General features: G+C 63.7%; 15 protein-coding genes. 9 read left to right on the top strand and 6 right to left on the bottom strand.

Going from position 1 to position 21024, the window contains the following annotated elements; translation table 11 throughout:
- Positions 1-12 precede the first annotated feature (12 nt).
- The 4 genes from qhpG to ACYJSS_RS00155 are packed head-to-tail and all read right to left on the bottom strand — an operon-like array spanning position 13 to position 5625.
- Positions 13-1302, bottom strand: coding sequence for a flavin-dependent monooxygenase QhpG (qhpG, locus tag ACYJSS_RS00170; protein ID WP_236206536.1), 1290 nt, complete (start codon positions 1300-1302; stop codon positions 13-15).
- Entirely contained in the window at positions 1295-1966 is a 672-nt protein-coding gene (qhpE, locus tag ACYJSS_RS00165) for a subtilisin-like serine protease QhpE (RefSeq protein WP_236206535.1), read from the bottom strand. The genes qhpG and qhpE overlap by 8 nt, the downstream gene beginning before the upstream one ends.
- Positions 1956-3683 carry an ABC transporter ATP-binding protein gene (locus ACYJSS_RS00160; RefSeq protein ID WP_236206534.1) on the bottom strand — a complete coding sequence of 576 codons (1728 nt, stop codon included), beginning with the start codon at positions 3681-3683 and terminating at the stop codon, positions 1956-1958. Before ACYJSS_RS00160 ends, qhpE begins: the two co-directional genes overlap by 11 nt.
- A 52-nt stretch (positions 3684-3735) precedes the next feature.
- Positions 3736-5625, bottom strand: a complete 1890-nt coding sequence (locus ACYJSS_RS00155) for a sigma-54-dependent Fis family transcriptional regulator (protein WP_236206533.1) — start codon at positions 5623-5625, stop codon at positions 3736-3738.
- A gap of 234 nt (positions 5626-5859) precedes the next feature.
- On the opposite strand from ACYJSS_RS00155, the gene ACYJSS_RS00150 reads away from it, so the two are divergent.
- From ACYJSS_RS00150 to ACYJSS_RS00110, 9 genes are all read left to right on the top strand, one after another.
- Positions 5860-6255 carry a MerR family transcriptional regulator gene (locus tag ACYJSS_RS00150; RefSeq protein WP_021218137.1) on the top strand — a complete coding sequence of 132 codons (396 nt, stop codon included), beginning with the start codon at positions 5860-5862 and terminating at the stop codon, positions 6253-6255.
- A gap of 43 nt (positions 6256-6298) precedes the next feature.
- Positions 6299-7462, top strand: a complete 1164-nt coding sequence (locus ACYJSS_RS00145) for an isovaleryl-CoA dehydrogenase (RefSeq protein ID WP_236206532.1) — start codon at positions 6299-6301, stop codon at positions 7460-7462.
- A gap of 93 nt (positions 7463-7555) precedes the next feature.
- Positions 7556-9163: a carboxyl transferase domain-containing protein gene (locus ACYJSS_RS00140; RefSeq protein ID WP_111264202.1), complete on the top strand. Its 1608-nt coding sequence runs from the start codon at positions 7556-7558 to the stop codon at positions 9161-9163.
- A gap of 91 nt (positions 9164-9254) precedes the next feature.
- On the top strand, positions 9255-10052 hold the full coding sequence (locus ACYJSS_RS00135) for a gamma-carboxygeranoyl-CoA hydratase (protein WP_111264203.1): 798 nt from the start codon (positions 9255-9257) through the stop codon (positions 10050-10052).
- 70 nt (positions 10053-10122) lie between these two features.
- The gene (locus ACYJSS_RS00130) at positions 10123-12066 is read left to right on the top strand and encodes an acetyl/propionyl/methylcrotonyl-CoA carboxylase subunit alpha (RefSeq protein ID WP_236206531.1); all 1944 of its coding nucleotides are present in this window, start codon (positions 10123-10125) and stop codon (positions 12064-12066) included.
- A gap of 126 nt (positions 12067-12192) precedes the next feature.
- Positions 12193-13101 (top strand): hydroxymethylglutaryl-CoA lyase, encoded by a 909-nt coding sequence (locus ACYJSS_RS00125; protein WP_111264544.1) that lies wholly within the window; start codon positions 12193-12195, stop codon positions 13099-13101.
- Positions 13102-13839: 738 nt separating this feature from the next.
- Entirely contained in the window at positions 13840-15312 is a 1473-nt protein-coding gene (locus ACYJSS_RS00120) for an asparagine synthase-related protein (protein ID WP_111264543.1), read from the top strand.
- Between the two features lie 31 nt (positions 15313-15343).
- Positions 15344-15973 carry a lasso peptide biosynthesis B2 protein gene (locus ACYJSS_RS00115; protein WP_158545639.1) on the top strand — a complete coding sequence of 210 codons (630 nt, stop codon included), beginning with the start codon at positions 15344-15346 and terminating at the stop codon, positions 15971-15973.
- Positions 15974-15994: 21 nt separating this feature from the next.
- Positions 15995-17686, top strand: coding sequence for an ATP-binding cassette domain-containing protein (locus tag ACYJSS_RS00110; protein WP_111264541.1), 1692 nt, complete (start codon positions 15995-15997; stop codon positions 17684-17686).
- Between the two features lie 46 nt (positions 17687-17732).
- Here the strand turns inward: ACYJSS_RS00110 and ACYJSS_RS00105 are convergent, their stop codons facing one another.
- The gene (locus tag ACYJSS_RS00105; RefSeq protein ID WP_111264540.1) at positions 17733-19151 is read right to left on the bottom strand and encodes a short-chain fatty acid transporter; all 1419 of its coding nucleotides are present in this window, start codon (positions 19149-19151) and stop codon (positions 17733-17735) included.
- Between the two features lie 636 nt (positions 19152-19787).
- A complete protein-coding gene (locus tag ACYJSS_RS00100; protein ID WP_459479074.1) occupies positions 19788-20969 on the bottom strand; it encodes an acetyl-CoA C-acetyltransferase in 1182 nt (393 codons plus the stop codon).
- Positions 20970-21024 lie beyond the last annotated feature (55 nt).

Genomic DNA, 21024 nt, shown 5'->3' with positions numbered 1-21024 from the left:
GAAACACACGAATCAGGGCCGATAGCCCTGCCCCAGCAGCCAGCCCTGCACCTTGCGCCGCGCCTCGGGCGCCAGGCCCGCCAGCGCCTCGGCCAGTTGCCCGGCGTGCAACGCCTGGATGATGGGCGCGAGTGCAATGCCGTCCAGGTGCCAGATGCCCAGGGGCTGATCGGCGGTGACCACCACCTCCCGTTCCTCGATCAGGTCGCCCTGGATCACGGGCGCGCGCGCAACACGCAGCTGGTTGATATCGGCCGGTGCGTGCAGTGGCTCGGCATCCGGCCAGGTGCTGCGCTCCCGCCAGAACGGCTGCTCGGCCCAGCGCCGTTCCAGGGCGTAGAAGTCGCGGCCGGTGCGGGCGAAGCGCAGGAACAGCTGCTCCACCCGCTGCTGGTGGAAGCGCCGGGCCAGTGCGATGCGTTCCGGCCGCTGCAGCAGGGTGTTGATCACCGCCGGCGCCTGCAACGCCGAAGACAGGGACTGGAAGATGCCGTTGCCCGAGAGCGGGTCCACCGCCATGGCGGCATCGCCCACCCGCAGCCAATCCACGCCGACGGCCTCGTTGAAGAGGATGGCGGTGCTGCTGCGGGCATGCAGGTCGGCCGGCTGCAACGCGGCCTCGCCGAACAGTTCGCGCACCAGGGTGGATTCGCCGCGCCGCACCGCGCACCAGGCCGGCAGGTGCTCCTTGGGTGGCAGGCCTTGGGCGTCGCGGGTGATCTGCCAGTAGCAGCGCCCGTCTTCCCGCCGTGCCATCCAGGCCCAGCCGTCGGCCAGGCTTTCCAGCGCCGAGCCGGGGCGGCCCGGCGCATCGCGCCAGGTATTGAGCAGGCTGAGGGTTTCCGGGCCACGCAGGCGCCCCCCCGCCAGCGGTGCCTGGCGACCCCGGGCCTCTACCAGGAAGTCCGCACGCAACGGCGCGCCGCCGTCGAGATGCACGAGGTGCCCACGCTCCAGCGGCTCGACCCGCAGCACCCGCGCTTCCTGCACCGCGATACCGGCAGCGGCCAGGTCCTCGCGCAGCGCCGCATCGAAGCGCGGGCGATCCAGCAGGCATTCCTGGTTGATCGACTGGCTGCCAGCGCCCCAGGCAACCCGCCGTGGCGACGGCGCATCGGCACAGGCCAGCGCATGGGTGAGGCCAGCATGACGCAGGCCTTCGAGCACCCGTTGCGACACGCCCTCCAGCGCCGCGAAACGCCGCCACTCGGTGACCACCCGCACCGGGTAGCCCAGCCGCTTCAGCCCCAGGGCGACCGCCGCCCCCGCCGGGCCGGCGCCGAGCACGACGACCTCAGCCATGGCGACGCTCCGGCCCGGTGAAGGCGGCACCGTCGTGCAGCCAGCGCAACACCGCCTCGCGGCCGGCGCCAGGGTGCTCGCGCAGGTAGGCCGCAATGGTTCCGCTCAGCGCAGCGCAGGCCATGCTGGCGCCGGCCGCGCCATTGGCGGCGCGGACATGGGCACCGAAATCGGCCTGGGGGCTGCTCAGCCAGGACCACTGCCCGGGCGCGCAGCGGGCATCACCGGTGATGCGGATCACCCCCGGGTAGCCGGCCGGGTAAACCGGAGCGCCCTGGGCGGGGCTGGAAGCGCAGAGCAGCACACCGGCGCTCTGCACCAGCGCGCAGGCTTCGCGCAGCACGGGGCGGTCATTGCGCAGGCCAAGGCTCATGTTGATCAACGCCACGCCCTGCTCCGCCAGCCAGTACAGGGCGGCGGCGACCTGCAACGGGCTGGTCTGCCAACGCTCGCCGAAGACCTGCGCCATGCAGATGCGCGCCGGCGCGCTGGGTGGGCAGATGGCATCCAGCACCAAGGGGCCGTGGCCGAGGGAATCGGGCTGCGCCTCGCCTTCCTGCAGCTCGCCGCCCTCCAGCCAGAAGCGTCGGGCCAGCGTCACCCGCGCGGCCTGCTCGGGGGCGAAGCCGCTGTCGATGATGCCGATGGCCCGCTCAGTGCCCATGGCTCACCGGCTCCAGGCGCTGCAGGCGGCCCTGCTCCAGGCGGAAGGCGAGATCGGCTTCGGCCAGGGTGGAGGGGCGATGGCTGATGAGGATGCGCGTACGCCCGGCGAAGAGCTGGTCGATGGCGGCGATCACGTCGCGCTCGGTGGCTTCGTCCACCGCCGAGGTGGCCTCGTCCAGCACCAGGATCAGCGGGTCCTGCAGCAACGCGCGGGCGATGGCGATGCGCTGCTTCTGCCCACCGGAGAGCTGCTGGCCGCGCTCGCCCAGCGGGTTGTCCAGCCCCAGGGGCAGGGACGCGATCAAGCCGTCGAGACGGGCCAGCCGCGCCACCTGCTCGACGGCTTCGCGGCTGGCATCGGGGGCGGCGTAGGCGAGGTTCTCCGCCAGGGTGCCGCGGAACAGCACGATGTCCTGGCTGACCACGGCGATGCGCCGGCGCAGGGCCAGCAGGTCCAGTTCGCGCAGGTCGGCGCCATCCAGCAGGATGCGGCCCCGGTCCGGGTCGTAGAAGCGTTGCAGCAGGTCGATCAGGGTGGACTTGCCGACGCCCGACGCCCCGCTGATGGCCACCTTGAGGCCGGCGGGGATATCCGCCTCCACGCCATCGAGCAACAGGCCGGCACGCTGCTCGTGGGCAAAATGCACGCCCTCCAGGCGCAACGCGCCGCGGCCCTCCGGCATCGGCTGCGGCGCGTCGCTCTGGCGCACCGTCACCGGCTCCTGCTGCAGCTCCATCACCCGGCCGAGGCTCACCGTCATGCGCTGCAGCGCGACGTAGAGCCCGAGCAGGCTCTGCACCGGCCCCACGGCCATGCCCAGGTAGGTGGAAAAGGCGATCAGCGCGCCCAGTTGCCAGGTGCCCTGGATCACCCAGTAGCCACCGATGAGAAAGGCGCAGGCGCGGGACAGCGAGGTGAGCGTGCCGGGCACCGCGTGGGTGAAGAACTCGGTGACCTGCACCCGCAGCAGCTGGCGCATGTAGCCCTGCCCGAGCCCTTCCAGGCGCCGCGCCTCGCGCTGCTGGGCACCGGCGGCCTGGATGAATTTCATCGCCGGCAGGGTTTCCACCAGGAAGGACGACACGTCCGCCGAGCGCTCGCGCAGGCTGCGCACCTCGCGCTCCACCTTGCGCCGCATCCAGCGCAGCCAGAGCACCTCGATGGGGATCAGCAGCGCCAGCAGCAGCGACAGCTGCCAGGACAGCATCAGCATCAGCGCCACCGCGCCGACCAGGCCGATGACGCTGGAGACGGCGGAGAACAGCGAGTCAACGGCGAAGCGCTGGATCTCCGCCACGTCGCCATCGAGCCGGGACAGGATGTCGCCCAGGCGCTTGCGCCCGAAGAAGGCCGGCGACAGGCGCTGCAGGTGGCGATAGAGGTCATCACGCAGGGCGAAGAGGACGCGCCCCGAGAGCCGCGTGTGCAGGTAGCGGTTGATACCCGACAGCGCCGTGCCGAGCAGGCCGACCAGGATCATCGCCAGGGCCACCTGCACCAGGGTGCCGAAATCCCGGGCCAGCAGGCCGTCGTCGATCAGCGTCTTGGTCAGCCAGGGCTGCGCCAGCACCAGCAGGCTGGCACAGAGGGACAGCCCCAGCAGCACGGCGATGGCCCGGCCGTGGGGGCGGACGAAGCCGTAGAGCCAGGCCAGGGCGCGGCGCAGCAGGTCGGGGTCGTTGGCGTCGACGAGCTTGAGCAGGAGGCGGGTCATGTGATCACCCGCAGGCCCGTACAAGAACAATGTGCTCCTGCATGGAACAGACTCATCCCCTCAGCGGCTTCAGCTTGCGATACAGCGTCGCGCGGCTGATGCCCAGGGCGTCGGCCGCGGCGGAGACATTGCCCTGGTGGCGTTCCAGGGCGCTACGGATCAGCTCCAGCTCGTTCTCGCGGATGCTGCCGGGCTGGCGGCGGCTGCTGGTCAGCTCGTCCAGCAGGCTGTCGGTGAGGTGGTCCAGGCCCAGCGTCCGTTCGCCGGGCTCGCGCATGGCCAGGGCCGAGCGCAGCACCATTTCCAGCTGGCGGATGTTGCCCGGCCAGTCGTAGCCGGTGAGCAGCTCGGCAAGGTCCTTGTCCAGGCTCATGCCGGGCTCGCCGAGGCGCGCCAGCACCTCGGCGATCAGCGCCGCCAGGTCATCGCGCTCACGCAGGGACGGCAGGCGCAGGCTGACGCCATTGACCCGGTAGTAGAGGTCTTCGCGGAACTGCCCGCCCTGCACCAGGCGCTGCAGGTCGCGGTGGGTGGCGCAGATTACGGCGATGTCCAGCTCCTGCTCCTCGCCGGCGCCCAGGGGCGCGACGCGGCGTTCCTGCAGCACGCGCAGCAGGCGCGCCTGAAGGGCCAGGGGCATGTCGCCGATCTCGTCGAGGAACAGCGTGCCGCCCTGGGCCTGCATCACCCGGCCGACCATGCCGCCCTTGCGCGAGCCGGTGAAGGCGCCCTCGCGGTAGCCGAAGAGTTCGGATTCGATCAGCCCTTCGGGGATCGCCGCGCAGTTCACCGCGACGAAGGGCTTGCCCGCCCGCGCACTGGCCTGGTGCAGCGCACGGGCGACCACTTCCTTGCCGGTGCCGGTTTCGCCCAGCAGCAGCACCGGCAACTCGCCGGCCAGCCCCTGGCGGGCCATGCGCAGGGCACGGGCCAGGCGTGCGTTGCCGCCGGCCAGGGCGTCCAGCTCCGGCGCGGGCGTGGCGCTCGGCCTGGCCGGTGCCACCGGGGCGACACCGATATGCCGGGGCAGCTGCAGGGCACGGAAGAAGAACTCGCCGCGCGGGGTCTGCACGCTGCTCACGCCGCCTTGCAGCAGGCGCGCGAGGAAGCCCGAGGCGCGGGCGCCGAGCAACTCCTCACAGCTGTGGCCCACCAGCGCCTGGCGCTCCACCCGCAGCAGGTGGCAGGCCTGGTCGTTGGCGGCCAGCAGTTCGCCATCCAGGCTCAGGGCCAGCAGGCCGTGCCAGGCGGAGCCGAGGTACTGCGGGCGTGAATGGAAGGCCAGCACCAGTTGCTGCGGGTAGCTGAGGCCGAACAGGCGGCTCTCGATATTGCCGGCCGCCAGCAACAGCGTGGCGAAGCTGTCGCGGGGCTCGGCCAGGTGCCCTTCGCGGGTCAGGTCGATGACGCCGACCACCCGGCCGTGGGGGTCCTTGAGGGGCACCGAGGTGCAGGCGAAGCGGCTGAGGCGGTCGAGGTAATGCTCGCCGCTGTTGATCAGGGTCGGTCGGCCCTCGATCACGGCGGTGCCCAGGGCGTTGGTACCGCGCAGGGACTCGCTCCAGCAACTGCCCGGGCGCAGGTCGCGCAGGCCGGCGAGCTGCAGGGCGTCGGTCTGCCCCTCGATGGCCAGCACGTTGGCCTGGGCGTCGCCGAGTATCACCAGGCCGCCCTGCCCCTGCTGGCGCACCAGGTATTCGAGTTCGGGGGTGGCGGCGCCGATCAGCAGGCGGTTGCCCGCCAGCAGCAGGTCGAGGTCGCGCAGCTGCTCGATGCCCGCGCCGTCGCCTTCCAGGCAGTCGAGCCCGTGGCCGAGGCTGCGCCGCCAGGAGGCGTCGATCTCCTCGCGCAGCACGCCATCAGGGAGGTCGCCTTCGTTCTGCAAACGCAGGCGGGCGAGGCGGGATTGCCGCAGGACATCGTCATTTCTTGTTATTCGCATGTCATTCGTACTCCAGCGCCCTCCTCGCCTGCCCTCTCGTGGGGAAGCCGGCGGCAGGGTCGCCCAGAATGTCTACACCCGCCTTCCGGCGCCGTAAAGAGTCGTGTCGTCCGTTGGCATGGCGAGCAATCTTCGCGCCAGAAGAGGCCAGCGGAACGACCGTGACGAGCGTTGACAGGCAGGTTCGCACAGGTTTACGTTAACGTAAAGGTAAACACAGCCGAGCCCTTTTCCATGTCCAAGACCTACAGCATTTCCGACCTCGCCCGCGAACTGGATGTGACCACCCGCGCCATCCGCTTCTACGAGGAGCAGGAGATGCTCTTCCCCGAACGCCGGGGCCAGGAACGCATCTACAGCCCCAAGGACCTGGTGGCGCTGAAGCTGATCCTGCGCGGCAAGCGCATCGGCTTCTCCCTGGCCGAGTGCAAGGAGCTGATCGACCTCTACGACCCGAGCAGCGGCAACCGCAAGCAGCTGGAGACCTTCATGGAGAAGATCGCCGCCCGCCGCGCGCAGCTGGAACAGCAACTGCTCGACATCCAGCAAATGCAGCTGGAGCTGGACACCGCCGAGGAACGCTGCCTGGCCGCCCTCGCCGAAACCAAGAAACAGGGCGCCAGCGCCTGACCCGACAACCCGTTTCCCGACAATCACAAGCACAGGTGGAACCATGACTTACCCGAGCCTGAACTTCGCCCTCGGCGACACCATCGACATGCTGCGCGAGCAGGTGCAAGCCTTCGTCGCCGCCGAACTGGCGCCCCGCGCGGCCCAGGTGGACAGCGACAACGCCTTCCCCATGGACATGTGGAAGAAGTTCGGCGAGATGGGCCTGCTCGGCATCACCGTGCCCGAGGAGTTCGGCGGCGCGGGCCTGGGCTACCTGGCCCACGTGGTGGCCATGGAGGAGATCAGCCGCGGTTCCGCCTCGGTCGCCCTCTCCTACGGCGCCCACTCCAACCTGTGCGTCAACCAGATCAACCGCAACGGCACCGCCGAGCAGAAGCACAAGTACCTGCCCAAGCTGATCAGCGGCGAGCACGTCGGCGCCCTGGCCATGAGCGAGCCCAACGCCGGCTCCGACGTGGTCTCCATGAAGCTGCGCGCCGACCGCAAGGGCGACCGCTTCGTGCTCAACGGCAGCAAGACCTGGATCACCAACGGCCCCGACGCCAACACCTACGTGATCTACGCCAAGACCGACCTGGAGAAGGGCCCACACGGCATCACCGCCTTCATCGTCGAGCGCGACTGGAAGGGGTTCTCCCGCAGCAACAAGTTCGACAAGCTCGGCATGCGCGGCTCCAACACCTGCGAGCTGTTCTTCGATGACGTGGAAGTGCCGGAGGAAAATATCCTCGGCGTACTCAATGGCGGCGTCCGGGTGCTGATGAGCGGGCTCGACTACGAGCGCGTGGTGCTCTCCGGCGGCCCCACCGGGATCATGCAAGCGTGCATGGACGTGGTGGTGCCCTACATCCACGACCGCAAGCAGTTCGGCCAGAGCATCGGCGAGTTCCAGCTGATCCAGGGCAAGGTCGCCGACATGTACACCCAGCTCAACGCCAGCCGCGCCTACCTCTACGCCGTGGCCCAGGCCTGCGACCGTGGCGAGACCACCCGCAAGGACGCCGCCGGGGTGATCCTCTACACCGCCGAGCGCGCCACCCAGATGGCCCTGGACGCGATCCAGATCCTCGGCGGCAACGGCTACATCAACGAATTCCCCGCCGGCCGCCTGCTGCGCGACGCCAAGCTCTACGAGATCGGCGCCGGCACCAGCGAGATCCGCCGCATGCTGATCGGGCGCGAGCTGTTCAACGAAACCAAGTAAACGAACTAGCTGGAAGCCAGAAGCTGGAAGCCGGACGCATGCACTGCCCTCTTCCAGCCTCCCGCTTCCGGCGTCAAGCCCGCGGAGCCCCGAATGACCATTCTCACTACACAGCTGAATCCGCGTTCTCCCGACTTCGCCGCCAACGCCGCGGCCATGGGCGAGCAGGTCGACGCGCTGCGCGAGCTGCTGGCGCGCGTCCATGAAGGCGGCGGCGCCAAGGCCCAGGAACGCCACACCTCGCGCGGCAAGCTGTTGCCCCGCGAGCGCATCAACCGCCTGCTCGACCCCGGCTCGCCCTTCCTCGAGATCGGCCAGCTGGCCGCCCACGAGGTGTATGGCGAGGACGTGCCCGCCGCCGGCGTGGTGGCCGGCATCGGCCGCGTGGAAGGCGTCGAATGCATGATCGTGGCCAACGACGCCACGGTGAAAGGCGGCTCCTACTACCCGCTGACGGTGAAGAAGCACCTGCGCGCCCAGGCCATCGCCCGCGAGAACCGCCTGCCCTGCATCTACCTGGTGGACTCCGGCGGCGCCAACCTGCCGCGCCAGGACGAGGTCTTCCCCGACCGCGAGCACTTCGGCCGCATCTTCTTCAACCAGGCCAACATGAGCGCCCTGGGCATCCCGCAGATAGCCGTCGTCATGGGCTCCTGCACCGCCGGCGGCGCCTACGTGCCGGCGATGAGCGACGAAACCATCATGGTGCGCAACCAGGCCACCATCTTCCTCGCCGGCCCGCCGCTGGTGAAGGCCGCCACCGGCGAGGTGGTGAGCGCCGAGGACCTGGGCGGCGCCGACGTGCACTGCAAGACCTCGGGCGTGGCCGACCACTACGCCGAGGACGACGCCCACGCCCTGGCCCTGGCCCGGCGCAGCATCGCCAACCTCAACTGGCGCAAGCTCGGCCAGCTCAACCACCGCCAGCCGCTGCCACCGCGCTACGCGGCGCAGGAGCTGTACGGGGTGATCCCGGCGGACGCCAAGCAGCCCTTCGACGTGCGCGAGGTGATCGCGCGCCTGGTGGACGGCTCCGAGTTCGATGAATTCAAGGCCCTGTTCGGCACCACCCTGGTGTGCGGCTTCGCCCACCTCAACGGCTACCCGATCGCCATCCTCGCCAACAACGGCATCCTCTTCGCCGAGGCCGCGCAAAAAGGCGCGCACTTCATCGAACTGGCCTGCCAGCGCGGCATCCCGCTGCTGTTTTTGCAGAACATCACCGGCTTCATGGTCGGCCAGAAATACGAGGCCGGCGGCATCGCCAAGCACGGCGCCAAGCTGGTCACGGCCGTGGCCTGCGCCAAGGTGCCCAAGTTCACCGTGATCATCGGCGGCAGCTTCGGCGCCGGTAACTACGGCATGTGCGGCCGCGCCTACGACCCGCGCTTCCTGTGGATGTGGCCCAACGCACGCATCGGCGTGATGGGCGCCGAGCAGGCCGCCGGCGTGCTGGCCCAGGTCAAGCGCGAGCAGAGCGAACGCGCCGGGCAGGTGTTCAGCGCCGAGGACGAGGCGCGCCTCAAGCAGCCGATCCTCGACCAGTACGAGCGCCAGGGGCACCCCTACTACTCCAGCGCGCGGCTCTGGGACGACGGCGTGATCGACCCGGCACAGACCCGCGAGGTGCTCGCCATGGCGATCTCCAGCGCTCTCAACGCGCCGATCGAGCCGACCACCTTCGGTGTGTTCCGGATGTGAAAAAACCAGCCGCAAGCTGCCAGCCGCACGCTTCAAGAGACGCGGCTCGCACTTGCAGCTTGCCGCTTGAAACGTGCAGCTGGGGAATCCCATGACCGACTTCGACACCCTGCAACTGGAGTTCGCCGACAACGGCGTCGCCACCCTCTGGCTCAACCGCCCGGAGAAGAACAACGCCTTCAACGCCGGCATGATCCGTGAGCTGATCCTCGCCCTCGAAGCCGTCAAGAGCGCCGCCAACGTGCGCTTCCTGATGCTGCGCGGCCGGGGCCGGCACTTCTCCGCCGGCGCGGACCTGGCCTGGATGCAGGAGTCCGCGCGCCTCGACTACAACGCCAACCTGGACGACTCCCGCGAGCTGGCCGAGCTGATGTACAGCCTCTACCAGCTCAAGGTGCCCACACTCGCCGTGGTGCAGGGCGCGGCCTTCGGCGGCGCCCTGGGCCTGATCAGCTGCTGCGACATGGCCATCGGCGCCAGCGACGCGCAGTTCTCCCTGTCCGAAGTACGCATCGGCCTGGCCCCGGCGGTGATCAGCCCCTTCGTGGTCCAGGCCATCGGCGAGCGCGCCGCACGCCGCTACGCCCTCACCGCCGAACGCTTCAACGGTGAGCGCGCCCGCGAACTGGGCCTGCTCGCCGAGTGCTACCCGGCGGAGGAACTGGAACAGGCGGTGCAGGACTGGACCGCCAACCTGCTGCTCAACAGCCCCCAGGCCATGCGCGTGAGCAAGGAGCTGATGCGCGAAGTCGGCAGCGGTGCCCTCAGCCCCAACCTGCGCCGCTACACCGAGAACGCCATCGCCCGCATCCGCGTCAGCCCCGAAGGGCAGGAAGGGCTCAATGCCTTCCTGGAAAAACGCAAGCCGGGGTGGCAAACGAACAGCTAGAAGCTGGAAGCCCGAAGCCGGAAGCAATCGCAGCCAGCATTAGCCCCCAGCTCGCCAAAGGAGCAGAACAATGATTACAACCTTGCTGATCGCCAACCGTGGCGAAATCGCCTGCCGGGTGATGCGCACCGCCAAGGCCCTGGGCCTGACCACCGTGGCCGTGCACAGTGAAATCGATCGCCACGCCCGCCACGTGCGCGAGGCCGACATGGCGGTGAACCTGGGGGGCGCCAAGCCCTCGGAAAGCTACCTGCAGGCCGAGCGCATCATCGCCGCCGCCCAGGCCAGCGGTGCCCAGGCCATCCACCCCGGCTACGGCTTCCTCTCCGAGAACGCCGCCTTCGCCCGCGCCATCGAGGCCGCCGGCCTGGTGTTCCTCGGCCCGCCGGCCAGCGCCATCGACGCCATGGGCAGCAAGTCCGCCGCCAAGGCGCTGATGGAAGACGCCGGCGTGCCCCTGGTGCCCGGCTACCACGGCGAGGCCCAGGACCTGGAGACCTTCCGTACCGCCGCCGAGCGCATCGGCTACCCGGTGCTGCTCAAGGCCGCCGCCGGTGGTGGCGGCAAGGGCATGAAGGTGGTGGAGCGCGAAGCCGAACTGGGCGAAGCCCTGGCCTCCGCCCAGCGTGAAGCCCAGTCGGCCTTCGGCGACGCGCGCATGCTGGTGGAGAAGTACGTGCTCAAGCCACGCCACGTGGAAATCCAGGTCTTCGCCGACCGCCACGGCAATTGCCTGTACCTCAACGAGCGCGACTGCTCGATCCAGCGCCGCCACCAGAAGGTGGTCGAGGAAGCCCCCGCTCCCGGCCTGTCGCCGGAGCTGCGCCGCGCCATGGGCGAAGCTGCCGTGCGCGCTGCCCAGGCCATCGGCTACGTCGGTGCCGGCACCGTGGAATTCCTCCTCGACGAGCGTGGCGACTTCTTCTTCATGGAGATGAACACCCGCCTGCAGGTGGAGCACCCGGTCACCGAGGCCATCACCGGCCTGGACCTGGTGGCCTGGCAGATCCGCGTCGCCCGTGGCGAGGCGCTGCCCATCACCCAGGAGCAGGTGCCCCTGAACGGCCACGCCATCGAAGTGCGCCTCTACGCCGAAGACCCGCAGCAGGACTTCCTCCCCGCCAGCGGCCGCCTGGCCCTGTACCGCGAACCCGCCGCCGGCCCCGGCCGCCGGGTGGACAGCGGCGTCGCCGAGGGCGACGAGGTCTCGCCCTTCTACGACCCGATGCTGGCCAAGCTGATCGCCTGGGGTGAAACCCGCGAGGAAGCCCGCCAGCGCTTGCTGGCCATGCTCGACGAAACCGCCGTGGGCGGCTTCGCCACCAACCTGGCCTTCCTCCGCCGCGTGCTGGCCCACCCCGCCTTCGCCGCTGCCGAGCTGGACACCGGCTTCATCGCCCGCCACCAGGAGCAGTTGCTGCCCGCCCCCGCCGCGCGCCCGGAGCTGTTCTGGCAGGCCGCCGCCGAAGCCTTCCGCCAGGGCAGCGTCGCACGCCTGCGCGAGGACGACCCGCATTCGCCCTGGAGCCGCAACGACGGCTGGCGCCCCGGCCTGCCCAGCGAAACCGACCTGCATCTGGCCTGCGGCGACGAACGCCATCTGGTGCGCCTGCGCGGCACCGCGCCGAGCACCCTGCGCCTGGACGGCGAACGCCTGTGGCAGGAACAGGACGGCATCACCCGCCAGCGCCTGGCGATCCGCCGTGGCAACGCCCTCTACCTGGAATGGGACGGCGAGCTGCAACGCGTCGAGCAGGTCGACCCGGTGGCCGAGGCCCAGGCCGCCCACGCCCACCACGGAGGGCTGACGGCGCCCATGAACGGCAGTATCGTGCGCGTCCTGGTGGAAGCCGGCCAAGCCGTGGAAGCCGGCACCGCCCTGGTGGTGCTGGAGGCGATGAAGATGGAGCACAGCATCCGCGCGCCCCACGCCGGCACCGTCAAGGCGCTGTACTGCAGCGAAGGCGAACTGGTCGCCGAAGGCACCGCGCTGGTGGAACTGGAAGAAGCCTGACAGGGCACCGCTGGTGGACATGAAAAGCGATGTCCACTCTACCCATCCTACGCTCATAGCATTCCATGAGCCCGGCACTCGAACCCCATCAGGCCACGAACGCCGATGAATGAGAGAGAAGACGCGATGACGATTCCCAAGAAGGTCCGCCTGGTCGAAGTCGGCCCCCGCGATGGCCTGCAAAACGAGAAGCAACCCATCAGCGTGGCCGACAAGGTGCGCCTGGTGGACAACCTCTCCGCCGCCGGCCTCGACTACATCGAGGTGGGCAGCTTCGTCTCGCCCAAGTGGGTGCCGCAGATGGCCGGCAGTGCCGAGGTGTTCGCCGGCATCACCTACCGCCCGGGCGTCACCTACGCCGCCCTGGCACCGAACATAAAGGGCTTCGAGGCCGCCCTGGAGGCCGGGGTGAAGGAAGTGGCGGTGTTCGCCGCCGCCTCGGAGGCCTTCTCGCAGAAGAACATCAACTGCTCCATCGCCGAGAGCCTGGAGCGCTTCGTACCGCTGATGGACGCGGCGCGGGCCAACGGCATCCGCGTGCGCGGCTACATCTCCTGCGTGCTGGGCTGCCCCTACGAGGGCGAGGTGCCCGCCGAACAGGTGGCCGCCATCGCCGCCCAGCTGGACGCCATGGGCTGCTATGAAGTCTCCCTCGGCGACACCATCGGCACCGGCACCGCCGGCGCCACCCGCCACCTGTTCGAGGTGGTGGGCGCCAGGGTGCCGCGCGAGCGCCTTGCCGGGCACTTCCACGACACCTACGGCCAGGCCGTGGCCAACGTCCACGCCGGCCTTCTGGAAGGCATCGCCGTGTTCGACAGCTCCGTCGCCGGCCTCGGCGGCTGCCCCTACGCCAAGGGCGCCACCGGCAACGTCGCCACGGAAGACCTGCTCTACCTCATGAACGGCATGGGCATCGAAACCGGCATCGACATGGACCGCCTGGTGGACGCGGGCCAACACATCTGCGCCGTGCTCGGCAAGGAAAACGGCTCCCGCGTCGCCCGCGCGCTGCTGGCCAAGCGGAGCAGATAGTTCCGGTCTACTTGCCATTTTCAAAAATTAACGCTGGGGTCTCATCCACCCCACAGGCAACGATCTCTGCAACCAGGAAGGCGGAGCCAGTCCGCCACCTACCCGCTCCTGAATTTGCAGTTCAAGCGTTCGCATAGATTCCGCTCCCTATCGGCTAACCAAGGCCAAATAAATCCATCTGTTATCCCCGCTCCTTCGCGAAATTTTATTCGCCGCTTTTTGGCAATAAGAAACCGGGCCTGACGTGATCGAAAACAGCGGTCCTTTTAACGCCTATCGCTTCCCTCCTGAAAACTCCCAATATAACGATCAGACCGCTGCGTACGAATTCAGGACCCCACCCGTAAGACCATTCAAAAAACTACTGTTATAAAAAGTCTACACGCCAAGTATTTTTCCATCTCCAATCACAATCCTAAGAAAATTCGCAAGCAACACCACTACCTTTCGCCAGTCTTCATAAGCCGCCACCCGTTGAAATTCATATCCTTTTAAAAGAGCATCAAGTGGCATCACATTGATGCAGTTAAAGGAGTGAATTCTAATGTTCAAAAAAATCAGGCCTTTGAAAACCAATTCCTTCGTAACAATCAAAGCAAGCACCTCTACCAAGGGGCGCGGAGGCGGTGCAATTATGGAGGGGAAATTCTGGATCTATCGAGGAAAATGGAACTAACGCAGCCAAGAAGACCCTCTTCATGAGGGTCTTCCTTTAAAAAACGGAATGGATACCGATCAATGATATTTGAGGCGATCAAACTAATAACAAGAGAAAGCGAAAACTCTTTCAAAAGCTGGAAGATAACTAAAAACAAGTTAGCAAAAACCGTAAAAATCGCCATTTGCAATGAACATATAACGATAACCAACCCTATCGATAATCACATCATACTTCACATAGAAATCACCAAAAACCGCATAGTAATTTCAAATCAAATAATTAACATACTCACTGAAAAATCAAGGCTTTCCAGACCAGCCATCCTCCGATACTTAAACAATACCAAACAGCTTGGAGATTCAATCTGGGAAAATATTTATACCATTACACCGGGTACGTCTGGAAAAATCAGAGCCGACCTTTCAATAAGAATATCTATAGACATCCCAAAGGCAGTTCGATGCGATCCAGCCGAAACCCTTACCGAAGTAATAAGCAAGCAAACTCGCGGTCAAAATATTTCGGTTAGATTTTCTGGGGGTATAGAATCAACGGCGATTTTAGCGGCCTGCAAAGCTATAGCCGACCCCAGAAATATAGTAGCAACGACGTGGTACTCTGAAGCTGAAGGCTATAACTCCGACGTTTCAGAGTCGAGTAGGATTGCGAGAATTCTACAAATTGAGCACCTTCTGGTTCCAATTGATGAGAGCAGATTATTTACAATCCCCTCAACGATGAACCTGCCAGCTTATCCGTCTCCGGCTCTAGCTTTTTCCGGCATTCTAGAAATCTTAGATAGGCACGCCACTGAGCACTTCGGAGGTCGTGCGCCTATAGTTCTAGATGGGCATGGAGGCGATCATGCTTTCCTGGAGCATCCAGACCCCAGGTTATTGCGTAACTGTATTGGCAATAATTTCTTCAAAAAACTTAATGAATACTGCGACCTTAACGCAACCAGCTACTCAAGAGTAATAAAACGAATTCTTTTAGGTCCTGAGCCGCACAAAAATAACATTCTTATCAAGAAATATCGCAAGCAACGCCAGTTCCCTGATTTAACGAAAACCACAAACCGTCTAAGAGCGGAGATAATCCAAGAAGCGCTCGAGGAAATCTGCATAACACCATCTAGGCCAGAAGAAAAAATACTCTACCCATTTCTCCACTCGCCAATGATTGAATGCGCCTTAGCATTTGAGATATCTGAAGCATTCAATTCAAGTCTTAGCAGGATTGCCTTCAGAAAGTCCGCAGCAAAAGCGTTTGGGAATGGCCTTTTCACTAGAGATAACAAGGGCTCTGTAACCGGTTCCTTTCAAAAAGCCCTTAGCCTTCAGCGAGAAAGGCTCTTAGCCATTATAGAAAATGGCTATTGCACGAAAGAGAAATTAATTGATTTATCTAAATTCAAGAGCGCCTATAACATTTCTGCGCAAGGAGCGGAAGGGCTCAACTATGAGATGATGAAAATACTAAACCTTGAGCTATTAATATCGTATTCCTTTAATAAATTAAAGCGACTAACAAGCAATGCAATTTTCTAAATATGTGCACCATGTCGTAATCAACGACGAAATGGTAATTCTCGACGAACCAGGAGACAAGTACTGGCTGCTTAGCCACTCGGACACCCAAGCAGTTATCCATGCTGTGCAATCGAGGCTTGACACATACCCACCCGAACTTCAAGAGCTCGTACAATGTAAAATACTAACCCTTGAGAGAGGAACTACCCACATTAATATAGGCTCTCCTAGAAAGCTTGGATTAAATAATCACGAGTGGTCTCAATCCTTCAAAGCAAATTTAACCAAAGTTTCAGCTTTCTCAATCATAAAAGCCTCCCTCGCACTAACCCTCTCCTTCATCACAACAAAGACATTTGGCCTACACAAAACCCTGAACCTTATAAGGAAGATAAAAAGAAATCGCCTCAGCACATGCAAGCTTGAATTAAAAGAGCTTCAGCAAATATCTTCCAGCATAAAACAGGCATCTAAAATCTTGCCTTTCAGTACATCATGCTTGCAGCATTCAATATGCACCTTCCTTCTCTGCGCAATTAAGGGAGAGGTTGTCACACTCAAAATCGGAGTAAAAACTTATGATTTTTTTGCCCATGCCTGGACGGAAAGTGATAGCGGTTTGGTTATAGGCGACAAACAAGAAATCCCTGAATCACTTCATGAAATCCTCTCTATCTAGCAAGAGATCATTATTCCGACCATGAGCACCAAACTATCTCATTCCTACCGTAACGCGCTCGACATAACCAAACAAAAATACCCGGCATTCTTCAGAGACTTCTCATTAGTACTTGCTATTATTTTATTCATTTCCGCGTTCAGCTCTATCGTACCGCTACTTTTGAGGGAGTCAGCAAATTTACTGAGCAACTCTTCTGCCGAGAGAAGCCTTTTATATATAGTTGTCTCTGCCTATGCACTAGCCTGGACAGTCAGCAATGCAATGGAATGGCTCAAAAGCATAGCAACCTCTTATGTCATGGTACGCTGCGATGCGTCTTTTTATAGATCACTATTCGAATGCTTCTTAAAGCTCACCCCAGAAAATCATAAAATCCTAACAAAGGGAGAGATTCTTTCAGATTTTGACAGATCAATGACAAGTTTTGGACAAATCAATCAAACACTATTCTGGACTCTAGCACCATTAGCCTTCGAATTAATTCTTGTATTCATCATCTTGTGGAAATCAACGAGCCTAGCTTTCTCCTTCGCATTTTTAGTTTCCATCACCCTGCTATTTCTTATCGCAATATGGGTATCACAAAGAACAGAAGACGTGCACCTGGACTGTTTCAATGCAGTAAATGAACTTACTGAGTTCCTGTCTGAAAAAATTGATGCAACCAACGAAATACTTATAAACGCCTCGCAACCTAGAGAATCAAGAAAAATCAAAAGCGTCATTCATAATTATACAAAGGCTATCTTCAAAGCAAACTCACGAATGGCTCTCCTACTAAGCTTGCAAGTCATTGCGATCGGTATGACCCTCCTCGCATTCACCCTTACATCGGCCAACCTTACACTTAATAACCAATTCTCGGTCGGCGACTTTGTGATGGTGGTCTCCTATGTCGTCCAGCTAACAGCCCCATTCGCAGTAATCGCCAGCTCCTTAGTCGGCCTGAAGAGAGATCATCTTGCACTGGAGGCCGGCCTCAAATATTTCAAGCTCACCGCCCCCTCTCCAAGCGGTACAACTCAGTGCAAAAAATCCTCTATATTGTTCAAGATAGACAAATATCAAACCGAGCATATCAAACCACTGTCCACCAACATCCAGCTCGGAAAGACCTACGCAATCTGCGGCCCTTCCGGCAGCGGAAAGACAACATTAATCAATAGTATGATCGGGTTAAATCGCACCTATACAGGTTCCATAGCCCTCTTCGGGGCGGACCTGAAGACCCTTTCGTCCGATGCGGTAATTGACCAAATAAGCGTTGTCCAACAAACCCCATTCATCTTTTCGGGAACGGTTCGTGAAAACCTGCTTTACGGCACGGACAGGGTGGTGGATGACAGCGAGCTGATTGAAGTAATTGACGCACTAGACCTTCACCTGAGCGACGATGTCAGCACAAATAGCCTAGACATAGCTGTCGGTGGAGAAAACCGTTCACTTTCAGGGGGGGAGCAACAGCGAATTGGCATTGCCAGAGCAGTATTACGTCAGAAACGTATAATTATTCTCGATGAACCAACTTCCGCTCTAGATGAAAACACTGCAAAAAAAGCGCTTCGTTTCCTTAGGTCACAGGGTGGTACTTTGATCTTTGCCAGCCATCAAGGCTCCATCATAGAAATGGCGGATGAGATAGTGCGTATAGAACTTATGACACACGCCGAGAGCTTCAATGAAGCAGAATCGGATTGGGCGCAGCGTTGACTGCGCCCAACATCCATCGCTGTTTACCTAACCTCGCCTTTCCCCATCACGGCATCACCGGCGGCACGTATTCCAGGGTGGTGCCCAGGGCCCACAGCAGCACCAGCACCAGTGGGGTGTGCACCAGCAGCTGGACGAAGGAGAAGCCGATCAGGTCGCGCGCCTTCAGGCCCAGCACGCCCAGCAGGGGCAGCATGTAGAAGGGGTTGATCAGGTTCGGCAGCGCCTCGGCGGCGTTGTAGATCTGCACCGACCAGCCCAGGTGGTAGCGCAGCTCGTTGGCCACCTGCATCACGTAGGGCGCCTCGATGATCCACTTGCCGCCACCGGAGGGGATGAAGAAGCCCAGCACGGCGGAGTACACGCCCATCAGCAGCGCGTAGGTGTCGTGGGAGGCGATCTGCACGAAGAAGGTGGAGATGTGGTGCGCCAGGGTCTGGCCATCGCTGCCGTTGACGGTGGTCATCAGCGCGGCGATGGAGCCGTACAGCGGGAACTGGATCAGCACCCCGGTGGTGGTCGGCACGGCGCGGGCCACGGCGTCGAGGAAGCTGCGCGGGCGCCAGTGCAGCAGCGCGCCGGCCATGATGAACAGCAGGTTGTAGGTATTGAGACCGGAGATGGCGGTGATCGCCGGCTTGCTGGCGAACTCCTGGGCCAGCCAGCCACCGGCCAGCACCACCAGCAGGATGATCAGCAGCGGGCTGTGCTCCAGCCACTCGCCCGGGCGGGTCGGCTTGGGTTGCGGCGGCGCGGTGAAGCTCGGGTCCACGCCGCAGGCCTTGGCGTCACGGGCGCTGGCCGCGCTGGGCGCGGTCATGTAGGCGATGGCCAGGGACACCAGGATCAGCGCCAGCAGCATCACGCCCGACTGCCAGAGGAAGATGGTCTCGGTGAAGGGGATCACGCCGGTGATGGCGAGGATGGACGGCGGCAGGCTGGCCGGGTTGGCCTGCAACTGCGCGGCGGAGGACGACAGCCCCAGTGCCCAGACGGCGCCCAGGCCCAGGTAGGCGGCGGCACCGGCGGCGCGGTAGTCCATCCTGATGTCTTCACGGCGGGCCAGGGCGCGCACCAGCAGGCCGCCGAACACCAGGGACAGGCCCCAGTTGAGCAGCGAGGCGACCATGGAGATCAGCGCCACCCAGGCCACCGCGGTGCGGCCGTTCTTCGGCACCCGCGCCAGCAGGTCGATGAGCCGCGATGCCGGGCCGGAGCTGGCGACCACATAGCCGCCGATGACCACGAAGGCCATCTGCATGGTGAAGGGGATCAGGCTCCAGAACCCATCGCCGAAGGCCTTGGCCGTGGCGCTGGCGGGTGCGCCCATGGCCAGCACGGCGACGGTGACGATCAGAACCGCCAGCGCGGCGAATACCCAGGAGTCGGGGAACCAGCGCTCGGCCCAGGCTGAGCAGCGCATGGCGAAACGGGCGGAACGGCTTTCTTCGAGTTGCGTGACCATCGGTCTACCTCACTTTTATTCTTGTCGGCATGGCACGGCCGGGGCCGGGCACCGGATAAGGGTTGGAACCAGCACGAGGGTCTTTGCCCCCTGTTTGCCTGAAACGACGACGCCACGCCCCAGGGCGTGGAATGCGTCTTGCCCCGCTCGGTGAGCGGCGCGGTGCGTGATGCAACTTGTTCAGTGGGCCCCCGCGTTCGCGAGGGTGACGAGGTGCGCGGGACGTCCCTCACTCACCGTCATTCCCGCGCATGCGGGAACCCACTAAAAGCGCCTTCGTTCCGTTTCAGTAGGCCCCCGCGTTCGCGAGGGTGACGAGGTGCGCGGGGCTTCCCTCACTCACCGTCATTCCCGCGCATGCGGGAACCCACTAAAAGCGCGGGAACCCACTAAATAGCCCTCGTTCTGTTTCAGTGGCCCCCGCGTTCGCGAGGGTGACGAGGTGCGCGGGGCTTCCCTCACGCACCGTCATTCCCGCGCACGCGGGAACCCACTAAAAGCGCGGGAACCCACTAAATAGCCCTCGTTCTGTTTCAGTGGCCCCCCGCGTTCGCGAGGGTGACGAGGTGCGCGGGGCTTCCCTCACGCACCGTCATTCCCGCGCACGCGGGAACCCACTAAAAGCGCGGTAACCCACTAAAAGCGCTCGATCGCCAGGGCCACGCCCTGCCCGCCGCCGATGCACAGGGTCGCCAGGCCCTTCTTCGCATCGCGCTTGATCATCTCGTGTAGCAGGGTCACCAGCACGCGGCAGCCGGAGGCGCCGATGGGATGGCCGATGGCGATGGCGCCGCCGTTGACGTTGACCTTCTCGGCGTCCCAACCCAGCTCCTTGCCCACGGACAGGGCCTGGGCGGCGAAGGCTTCGTTGGCTTCGATCAGGTCCAGCTCGTCGAGGTTCCAGCGGGCCTTCTCCAGGCAGCGGCGGGTGGCCGAGACCGGACCGATGCCCATGATCGCCGGGTCGACGCCCGCGTTGGCGTAGGCGGCGATGCGCGCCAGCACCGGCAGGCCCAGGGCCTTGGCCTTCTCGGCACTCATCAGCAGCACGGCGGCGGCGCCGTCGTTGAGGCTGGAAGCGTTGCCGGCGGTGACGCTGCCGTCCTTCTTGAACGCCGGCTTGAGCTTGGCCAGGGATTCGGCGGTGGTGCCGGCGCGGGGCTGCTCGTCGGTGGCGAAGGCGACGGGGTCGCCCTTCTTCTGCGGGATCAGGATCGGGGTGATCTCATCCACGAAGCGGCCGGCTTCGATGGCGGCGGAGGCCTTTTGCTGGGACGCAGCGGCGAAGGCGTCCTGGGCTTCACGGCTGATGCCGTACTTCTCCACCAGGTTCTCGGCGGTGATGCCCATGTGGTAGTCGTTGAAGGCGTCCCACAGGCCGTCCTGGATCATGGTGTCGATGAGCTTGGCGTGGCCCATGCGCAGGCCGGTGCGGGCACCGGGCATGACGTAGGGGGCGAGGCTCATGTTTTCCTGGCCGCCGGCGATGATCACCTCGGCGTCGCCGCAGCGGATGGCCTGGGCCGCCAGGTGCAGGGCCTTGAGGCCGGAGCCGCAGACCTTGTTCAGGGTCATGGCCGGCACGGCATGGGGCAGGCCGGCGAGGATGGCGGCCTGGCGCGCAGGATTCTGGCCGGAACCGGCAGTGAGCACCTGGCCGAGGATGACCTCGTCCACCTGGGCGCCATCGAGGCCGGTCTGGGCCAGCAGCTGGCGGATCACCGCAGCGCCCAGCTCGGGGGCGGGGATGTTGGCCAGCGAGCCCTGGAAGCTGCCGACGGCGGTGCGGGTGGCGGCGACTATGACGACGTCTTGCATGTGCGGATCTCCTGCGGGGCCACGCCGCACGGGCCTGGCCGATGAACAAAGGACC

The sequence above is a fragment of the Pseudomonas sp. No.21 genome, from assembly GCF_054558415.1.
This window is presented reverse-complemented; position numbering and strand designations above follow the sequence as displayed.

Bases quoted from the DNA above. Each gene is read 5' to 3' on its own strand.
- ACYJSS_RS00160 (WP_236206534.1), bottom strand. From the start codon at position 3,683: ATGACCCGCCTCCTGCTCAAGCTCGTCGACGCCAACGACCCCGACCTG.
- qhpG (WP_236206536.1), bottom strand. From the start codon at position 1,302: ATGGCTGAGGTCGTCGTGCTCGGCGCCGGCCCGGCGGGGGCGGCGGTC.
- ACYJSS_RS00130 (WP_236206531.1), top strand. From the start codon at position 10,123: ATGATTACAACCTTGCTGATCGCCAACCGTGGCGAAATCGCCTGCCGG.
- ACYJSS_RS00140 (WP_111264202.1), top strand. From the start codon at position 7,556: ATGACCATTCTCACTACACAGCTGAATCCGCGTTCTCCCGACTTCGCC.
- ACYJSS_RS00150 (WP_021218137.1), top strand. From the start codon at position 5,860: ATGTCCAAGACCTACAGCATTTCCGACCTCGCCCGCGAACTGGATGTG.
- ACYJSS_RS00115 (WP_158545639.1), top strand. From the start codon at position 15,344: ATGGTAATTCTCGACGAACCAGGAGACAAGTACTGGCTGCTTAGCCAC.
- ACYJSS_RS00155 (WP_236206533.1), bottom strand. From the start codon at position 5,625: ATGCGAATAACAAGAAATGACGATGTCCTGCGGCAATCCCGCCTCGCC.
- ACYJSS_RS00100 (WP_459479074.1), bottom strand. From the start codon at position 20,969: ATGCAAGACGTCGTCATAGTCGCCGCCACCCGCACCGCCGTCGGCAGC.
- qhpE (WP_236206535.1), bottom strand. From the start codon at position 1,966: ATGGGCACTGAGCGGGCCATCGGCATCATCGACAGCGGCTTCGCCCCC.
- ACYJSS_RS00145 (WP_236206532.1), top strand. From the start codon at position 6,299: ATGACTTACCCGAGCCTGAACTTCGCCCTCGGCGACACCATCGACATG.
- ACYJSS_RS00125 (WP_111264544.1), top strand. From the start codon at position 12,193: ATGACGATTCCCAAGAAGGTCCGCCTGGTCGAAGTCGGCCCCCGCGAT.
- ACYJSS_RS00135 (WP_111264203.1), top strand. From the start codon at position 9,255: ATGACCGACTTCGACACCCTGCAACTGGAGTTCGCCGACAACGGCGTC.
- ACYJSS_RS00120 (WP_111264543.1), top strand. From the start codon at position 13,840: ATGATATTTGAGGCGATCAAACTAATAACAAGAGAAAGCGAAAACTCT.
- ACYJSS_RS00105 (WP_111264540.1), bottom strand. From the start codon at position 19,151: ATGGTCACGCAACTCGAAGAAAGCCGTTCCGCCCGTTTCGCCATGCGC.
- ACYJSS_RS00110 (WP_111264541.1), top strand. From the start codon at position 15,995: ATGAGCACCAAACTATCTCATTCCTACCGTAACGCGCTCGACATAACC.